Below are 7,412 nucleotides of genomic sequence, written 5' to 3' on the forward strand. Positions count from 1 at the left end.
TTTTTTAATGATACGGCGACCACCGAGATCTACACTTCGATAAAAGCAACTGCGCGCTCCCGTATGGCAAGCTACACCAACTTGCTCAACCTGTAAAAGAATAGTATCTTTATCGCAATCATAAGACATCTCTTTTACATATTGATAATTTCCGGATGTCGCCCCTTTATTCCAAAGTTCTTGTCGAGAACGACTATAAAACCATGTCGTCTTCGAATCAATGGTCTTTTGAAGTGATTCTTCATTCATGTAAGCTAGCATCAATACTTCTCCTGTACGTGCATCTTGAACAATAGCTGGAAGCAGTCCATTTTCATCAAAGTTAAATGTTATATTTCCCACTAATTTCACCCTAACCTGATTGGTAATTTCTCTTTTTTTAAATAGGTTTTTAGCTCGTTGATCTCTATTTCGCCAAAGTGAAAAACGGAGGCAGCCAATGCGGCGTCTGCCTTCCCTTCTTTCAACACCTTAGAAAAGTGCTCTTTCTTCCCTGCTCCGCCTGAAGCTACGACAGGTACACGAACACGTTCAGCTACCTGACTCATGAGGTTCACGTCGTAGCCTTCTTTTACGCCATCTGTATCCATTACGTTTAGCACTATTTCCCCAGCGCCACGAGCGACACCTTCATCAATCCAGTCCCAAAGTTTCATGCCGGTGTTTTCTCGACCACCTTTTACAAAAACGAACCAGTCACCGTCTTCCTTTTTTACATCGATAGATAATACGGCACATTGACTTCCGAAGCGTTCTGCCGCCTCATTGATCAATTGTGGGTCCGAAACCGCCGCACTGTTCACCGAAACTTTATCAGCGCCGGCGTTCAGGACACTCCTGAAATCCTCGACTGAACGAATGCCACCACCGACCGTAAAGGGGATATGTACTTCTTCACCAACTTTTTCTACGACGTCTAGAAATATGTTTCTTTTTTCATGTGACGCAGTGATATCATAAAAGACGAGCTCATCGGCACCAAGTTCACTATATTTCTTCCCTAAAGCAACTGGGTCGTCCACGTCCTTGATGTTTTTGAATTTCGTGCCTTTAACAACGCGGCCATCGCGTACATCCAGACACGGAATAATTCTTTTCGCTAGCATAACTAGACCTCCATTACCTTCTTTAAGTTCACTTTACCCTCATAAATCGCTTTGCCGACGATTGCCCCATAAATGTTCATTTCTTTTAACTGTTCAATATCTTTAACTGAAGAAACGCCACCCGAGGCAATCACTTGAAGGTTATTTACCGTATTCATTCGATTTAGTTCTTGCAAATTTGGTCCCTGAAGCATTCCATCTTTGAAAATATCCGTATACACAACAGTTTTAACACCGACTTTTTCTAACGTTTTCAAAAATTCAATGGCATCTACCTCAGAGGTTTCAAGCCATCCATCTGTTGCGACATATCCATTTCGTGCATCAATTGACACAACAATTTGTTCACCGAATTGAACCGCCGCTTCTTGTAAAAATTCAGGATCTTTAACGGCTGCCGTACCTAAAATAACTCGCGAAACACCCATTTTCAGCAATTCTTTGATTCGGCCAATGGAACGTACGCCTCCACCTACTTGCACCGGCAAACCTGTCTCATCAATAATTTTTTGGATGACACGAAGGTTGTTTGACGGGTCACCTTTGGCGGCATCAAGATCGACTAAGTGTAGATATTTCGCACCTTCTTCTTTCCACTTTTTCGCCATTAAAACAGGATCTCCGTATTCTGTCTGTTGATTATAATCTCCTTGGATCAGTCGCACACATTGCTGATCTTTGATATCGATTGCTGGATATATGTTCATGATACGATTCCTCCAAAATTTCTCAGTAACTGCATACCAGTTTTTGCACTTTTCTCTGGGTGAAATTGCATCCCGATGACGTTATTTCTTTTGACTGCAGACGTGAATTTTTCGCCGTAATTCGTTGTGAAAAGGATGTCTTGGTCGTTTGTCGGTTTGGCATAGAAAGAGTGCACGAAATAAACATAATCCCCTTCATCAATTCGATTGATGATTGAATCGTCGTCAAAACGTTTATTGAGTTCTATCTGATTCCACCCCATATGCGGAACCTTGACTGCTCCTTCAAAAGGTACAATTTCACCGGGAATTAATCCCAATCCTTCGTGTTCTCCATATTCATAGCTTTTTTCAAACAGCAGCTGCATACCGAGGCAAATTCCTAGCAACGGCTTCCTCTTCTCGGCCTGTCGGATGATCTCTAGATCGAAACCCGTTTCACTCAATCTTTTCATCGCTTCTCCATAAGCCCCGACCCCAGGAAGGATCACACCATCAGCTTTCTCCAAGTCAGATGGTTGATCGGTAATACGCGAAGAGATGCCAATCGTCTTAAGTGCGTGCTGTACATTTTTTAAATTTCCTGCTCCGTAATCGATTATGGCTATCATAGATTGCACTCCTACTCTTATAATGTTCCTTTTGTCGAGGGAACGTCTCCGTTGGCATCGATAATTGTAGCCGCTTCATTCAGCACGCGACCAAATCCTTTAAAAATCGATTCAATGATGTGATGTGTATTGCTTCCGTGAAAAAGATTAATATGGAGCGTGACCCCTGCTTGATTGACAAATGCCCTAAAAAACTCTTCGACCAGTTCCGTATCAAAGGACCCGACAGTGTCTTTCATCCCCTCAACGTCAAATACAAGATAAGGCCGACCAGAGATATCCACTGAAACGAGACTTAACGATTCATCCATCGGAGTGAAGGTAGAAGCGTAACGTTTGATGCCCTTCTTATCACCTAACGCCTCTAAAAATGCCTGTCCAAAGACAATGCCTACATCTTCTACCGTGTGATGACTATCTACTTCCAGATCACCTTTTGCAGAAACATTTAGTCCGAACTGACTGTGTGCCGCAAAAAGCGTCAGCATATGATCAAAGAATCCGACACCTGTGTCGATTGAATCATCAACTTTCCGATCTTCCAAATTCAAAGTCAAATCGATTGTTGTTTCACTCGTCTCTCTATTTTTAGTTACTTCAGCCATCGTCTCACTCCTTTTTTATTCAAACCTTTTACGAATGGAAGCTGCGTGTGCATCCAATCGCTCAGCTTGAGCAAACTTCTGTATCTTTTGATTGGCTTTTTCTAATGATTGTTGATCGTAATAAATGACACTCGATTTTTTCTGAAAGTCATAAACCCCTAATGGTGACGAAAATTTTGCCGTTCCATTCGTTGGTAAGGTGTGATTCGGCCCTGCAAAATAATCCCCCAACGGTTCGGGTGAATATGACCCTAAAAATATTGCACCAGCATTTTTAATCTTTGGCAGTTGTTCAAAAGGGTTTTCAACGAGAATTTCTAAATGCTCGGGTGCTAGCTCATTCACGAATTCAAATGCATGATTCAACTGATCAACGACATAAATACGTCCTTGTTCAGCAATCGAAACGGCCAAAATATCTTGCCGGGAGAGAGATTTTATTTGATTTTCTACTTCTTGTTGCACTTCAGTAGCTATTTGTTTTGAAGTCGTCACCAAAATAGAAGAAGCTAACTCGTCATGTTCCGCTTGCGCTAATAGATCTGCTGCAATCAATCTCGGTTCAGCTTGATGATCAGCAATAATACAAACTTCACTTGGACCCGCAATCATATCAATCGCCACGTCACCAAAAACGAATTTTTTAGCCCGCGCGACATATGCATTTCCTGGACCAACGATTTTATAGACTTTATCAACGGACTCCGTACCGTATGCAAGGGTTGCGATTCCGTGTGCACCACCTATCTTCAATATTCGATCAGCCCCCGCAATAGAAACAGCGACCAATGTGTTCGGGTTTACTTTTCCATCAGGCTGGACCGGGGTGGTAACGGTGATGGATTCTACTCCTGCAACTTTGGCCGGTACGACATTCATCAAGACCGTTGACGGATAGGCCGCCTTTCCTCCTGGCACATATACACCGACTCGTTCGATTGGAGTGACCTGCTGACCTAGCCAAATACCTTCTTGATCATTGACGTACCAGGATTTTTCTAATTGATTTTTATGATACGTTTCAATATTGCTTCGTGCTTCTTTCAGAATAGTGATCATCTCATCATCGACTTGTTTAAATGCTTGATCAATTTCTTCATCTGTTACAAATAATTCATCTAATTTCACGCCATCTAATCGCTCGATATAATCGAAAACTGCAGCATCGCCTTTATTTCTGATTGAGGCAATGATCTTTTGAACGTCTTTGTCGACTTCTTCATAGGTTTCAGAATCACGTGATGTTCTTTGTTGGCTGATTTTTGAGAACTGTTTTTGATTAATGGTTTCAATGTTAAGCATTCGCCTTTTCACCTTCTGACTGTTTGATCATATCCTGAACGTTTTCAATAAATGGCTGGATGGATTCACCCTTCGTCTTAAAACTCGCCTTATTGCAAATTAATCGAGCGCTACTTTGAACCATGTCTTCTAAAACGACGAGACCGTTTTCTTTTAATGTCCCACCTGTTTCTACGATGTCGACAATGGCATCACTTAATCCGACAAGAGGAGCAAGTTCTACTGAACCATTTAATTTGATGGTTTCAATTTGTTTCCCCTTTTGTTCAAAATAATCTGTCGTCACCTTTGGATATTTTGAAGCGATACGAGGTTTGATCATTCCATTTAAATCAGTATCTTCCTTGCCGGCGACAGCAAAGCGACATTTTCCAAACCCTAGATCGATCACTTCATAAACATCCGCTTCTGATTCGAGCAATGTATCTTTTCCTGCAACACCTATATCAGCAGCACCGTTTTCAACGTAAGTCGCTACATCCGTTGCCTTGACTAGTATCATTTCGAACTGCTGATGATCGCTTTTGAAAATCAATTTTCTACTTTCCTCGTGAAACTGTGAGAAAACAACCCCAATGGACTCAAATAGATCGACACTTTTTTCAGCCAATCGACCTTTGGCTAATGCAATTTTAATTACTTCCATAAATCACGCCTACTTTCTGGGTCAAATCTTCCATATTGGTATATGTTTTCTTCTCATTTGATTGTGGTGTTTGAATGGTCTTTGTGTTCAAGTCGATGACAAAAGCATTGTTTGATGATGGAACTTCTTTAGTAATCTCAACCTCAAATCCTAATCGGCGAAGTTCTCGAGCTACTTTAAAGCCCTCCGCCCACTCTGCTGCATAAACGAGTATTGTGGGGGAAGTTTGATTCTGAAGGAGTCCTCGCGCCTTCAACGCGGCAATCAAATCATCCACATATACGCCAAACCCGATTGCGTCTTGCTGCATACCGAAATATGGAGGCAAGTCATCGTATCTTCCGCCTTGAATCACTGGTTTACCGAAATCGTAGATGAATCCTTGGAAAACGACACCTGTGTAATAGTTCAGATGATTGATCAACCCCAAATCGATGGATATAAATGCTCCATAACCAAGTTGATCTACTAATGAATAAACGTCTCTTAAATACTGAACCGCTTCTTTCATTTTTGAATTGATCGCTAGTTCATCCGCTTGGTTCAGCACGGCTTCAGAAGTACCGAATAAATGAGGCAGTTGAAGAAGAACATTCTTTATTTCTTCATCCAATTGAAACTCTTCCAATAGCTGTTTCAGCTCTGGTAGATTTTTTTGTTCAATCTTTTCTTGAACGATCAGTTGATCTTCTGTAGATAGACCTGCTTCTCCAATGAGAGCCTTAAAATAAGTAGCCTGGCCAATATCTAATTGAAAACGATCTAAACCGACTTTTTTAAACGACTCAATCGCAAGTGCAATCATTTCCACATCCACTTCCACACATGCCTTGCCGAAATGCTCGACACCGACTTGCATAAAAGAACGTGAAAATACATCTGATTCACCATTCTCCATGCGGAAAATATTTGTTACATAAGAAAGTTTACTTTCTGGATGGTCATCATTGTAAGAGCTCGCAACCATTCGAGTAATTGGTATCGTTGCATCAGGTCGTAGCACCAAAATTTTCCCATCATGATCAACCATCTTAATCATCTGGTCTGTATCCATCGTCCCTGGCAAATTTATGAATAGGTCATAATACTCGAAAGTTGGTGTTTGGATTTGCCTGAACCCATACTGCCGATTCAATTGTTTCAAATCTTCTATTACTTGTTGCTTCAATTGATAGTCTTGCGAAAATAGGTCAGCCACCCCTTTTGGTAACTGTTGTGTAAATTTCACGGAACCATCCTTTATTCATTTATCACTTTATCAGGATAAAGATTTTAGTTATAAATTCATTCTAAAAGGTGTACAACAGCTTGTCAACCCATTAAAATAATAGAATATCTATTTAAAGAATTGCCTATTTAGGGGGATAAAAACATGTACGATTTCCATATGCATTCAACTTTTTCGGCTGACTGTGAAGTTCCAATGGAAGAAATGGTCCAAGCCGGGATAAAACAGCAGTTGAAAAAAATCTGTTTCACTGAACATATCGATTATGAATATCCTGATCCATCGATTACGTTTGATGTCGACCTGGATCAATATGAAAATGAAATCAAAAAAATGAACGAACGCTTTGGTAGCCAAATTCAAGTTCTTAGAGGAATTGAATTAGGTGTGCAACCACATATTTTAGAACAATATCGTCAATTACTTCGTGAACGTTCGTTTGACTTCATTATCTGTTCCATGCATTCGACAGATGGTAAGGACTTGCATTCAGGTAAGTTGTTTGAGGGTTTGAAGCTCGATGAAGCATATGAGAAGTATTACGGAGAACTATATGATTGCGTTAAAAATTTTGAAGGATTTAATATTCTCGGGCACCTGGACCTAGTTACCCGTTATAAGTACGAAGAAGGAGTCTATCACTTTCTTGATATCATCGAAGAAATTTTCAAAACGATCATCCCGCGGGGACAAGGAATTGAAATCAATACATCTGGCTACAAATATAATATGGGACGACTTCTTCCAAGTAAAGATATCCTTCAACTTTATTATGATATGGGCGGAGAGATCATTACGATTGGATCAGATGCTCATAAACCAGAACGCATAGGTGACCGTATTGATGAAGCGACAGAACTGTTGAAAGATATTGGTTTCAAGTACATTTCCACTTTTGAAAAAGGAACGCCTGATTTTCATAAAATCGTCTAAGGCAACAACACCAGTGTTCTTTTAATTGAAGTTGCTGTAAGGATGCTGACTGCTGATAAATGGGGGCTAACTGTTGAAAAAGCAATGCTGACTGCTGATAAACGAGGCCTAACTGTTGAAAAAGCAATGTTGACTGCTGATAAACGAGGCCTAACTGTTGAAAAAGCAATGTTGACTGCTGATAAACAGGAGCTAACTGTTGAAAAAGCGACGCTGACTGCTGATAAACGGGGGCTAACTGTTGAAAAAGCAATGCTGACTGCTGATAAATGAG

The 7,412-nt window shown here is 40.7% G+C and carries 10 protein-coding genes; 2 read left to right on the forward strand and 8 right to left on the reverse strand.

What is annotated here, in order from left to right:
* The 8 genes from hisI to hisZ form a co-directional block, all read right to left on the reverse strand.
* Positions 1-342, reverse strand: a 342-nt coding sequence (hisI, locus tag KQ486_RS01630; protein WP_338082054.1) for a phosphoribosyl-AMP cyclohydrolase, incomplete at its 3' end; no start/stop codon positions are given.
* A gap of 5 nt (positions 343-347) precedes the next feature.
* Positions 348-1,106, reverse strand: coding sequence for an imidazole glycerol phosphate synthase subunit HisF (gene hisF, locus KQ486_RS01635; protein ID WP_144160304.1), 759 nt, complete (start codon positions 1,104-1,106; stop codon positions 348-350).
* A gap of 2 nt (positions 1,107-1,108) precedes the next feature.
* Entirely contained in the window at positions 1,109-1,813 is a 705-nt protein-coding gene (hisA, locus tag KQ486_RS01640; RefSeq protein WP_144160307.1) for a 1-(5-phosphoribosyl)-5-[(5-phosphoribosylamino)methylideneamino]imidazole-4-carboxamide isomerase, read from the reverse strand.
* Complete coding sequence (gene hisH, locus KQ486_RS01645; protein WP_144160310.1) at positions 1,810-2,424, reverse strand: imidazole glycerol phosphate synthase subunit HisH; 615 nt, start codon at positions 2,422-2,424, stop codon at positions 1,810-1,812. The genes hisA and hisH overlap by 4 nt, the downstream gene beginning before the upstream one ends.
* Positions 2,425-2,441: 17 nt before the next feature.
* Positions 2,442-3,029 carry an imidazoleglycerol-phosphate dehydratase HisB gene (gene hisB, locus KQ486_RS01650; protein WP_144160313.1) on the reverse strand — a complete coding sequence of 196 codons (588 nt, stop codon included), beginning with the start codon at positions 3,027-3,029 and terminating at the stop codon, positions 2,442-2,444.
* A gap of 15 nt (positions 3,030-3,044) precedes the next feature.
* Positions 3,045-4,331, reverse strand: coding sequence for a histidinol dehydrogenase (hisD, locus tag KQ486_RS01655; protein ID WP_144160316.1), 1,287 nt, complete (start codon positions 4,329-4,331; stop codon positions 3,045-3,047).
* Positions 4,324-4,977 (reverse strand): ATP phosphoribosyltransferase, encoded by a 654-nt coding sequence (gene hisG / locus KQ486_RS01660; protein WP_144160319.1) that lies wholly within the window; start codon positions 4,975-4,977, stop codon positions 4,324-4,326. Before hisG ends, hisD begins: the two co-directional genes overlap by 8 nt.
* The gene (gene hisZ, locus KQ486_RS01665; protein ID WP_216686580.1) at positions 4,964-6,205 is read right to left on the reverse strand and encodes an ATP phosphoribosyltransferase regulatory subunit; all 1,242 of its coding nucleotides are present in this window, start codon (positions 6,203-6,205) and stop codon (positions 4,964-4,966) included. Before hisZ ends, hisG begins: the two co-directional genes overlap by 14 nt.
* Positions 6,206-6,349: 144 nt before the next feature.
* On the opposite strand from hisZ, the gene KQ486_RS01670 reads away from it, so the two are divergent.
* Entirely contained in the window at positions 6,350-7,138 is a 789-nt protein-coding gene (locus KQ486_RS01670) for a histidinol-phosphatase HisJ family protein (protein WP_216686581.1), read from the forward strand.
* Between the two features lie 42 nt (positions 7,139-7,180).
* On the forward strand, positions 7,181-7,411 hold the full coding sequence (locus KQ486_RS01675; RefSeq protein ID WP_216686582.1) for a hypothetical protein: 231 nt from the start codon (positions 7,181-7,183) through the stop codon (positions 7,409-7,411).
* The last annotated feature ends 1 nt before the right edge of the window (position 7,412 follow it).

The sequence above is a fragment of the Allobacillus halotolerans genome (assembly GCF_018967645.1).
Taxonomy (GTDB): Bacteria; Bacillota; Bacilli; order Bacillales; family Alkalibacillaceae; genus Allobacillus; species Allobacillus halotolerans.

What these genes read in the sequence shown, in the direction of transcription:
- hisF (WP_144160304.1), bottom strand. Translation starts at nt 1,106, where the DNA reads ATGCTAGCGAAAAGAATTATTCCGTGTCTGGATGTACGCGATGGCCGC.
- hisA (WP_144160307.1), bottom strand. Translation starts at nt 1,813, where the DNA reads ATGAACATATATCCAGCAATCGATATCAAAGATCAGCAATGTGTGCGA.
- hisH (WP_144160310.1), bottom strand. Translation starts at nt 2,424, where the DNA reads ATGATAGCCATAATCGATTACGGAGCAGGAAATTTAAAAAATGTACAG.
- hisB (WP_144160313.1), bottom strand. Translation starts at nt 3,029, where the DNA reads ATGGCTGAAGTAACTAAAAATAGAGAGACGAGTGAAACAACAATCGAT.
- hisD (WP_144160316.1), bottom strand. Translation starts at nt 4,331, where the DNA reads ATGCTTAACATTGAAACCATTAATCAAAAACAGTTCTCAAAAATCAGC.
- hisG (WP_144160319.1), bottom strand. Translation starts at nt 4,977, where the DNA reads ATGGAAGTAATTAAAATTGCATTAGCCAAAGGTCGATTGGCTGAAAAA.
- KQ486_RS01670 (WP_216686581.1), top strand. Translation starts at nt 6,350, where the DNA reads ATGTACGATTTCCATATGCATTCAACTTTTTCGGCTGACTGTGAAGTT.
- KQ486_RS01675 (WP_216686582.1), top strand. Translation starts at nt 7,181, where the DNA reads ATGCTGACTGCTGATAAATGGGGGCTAACTGTTGAAAAAGCAATGCTG.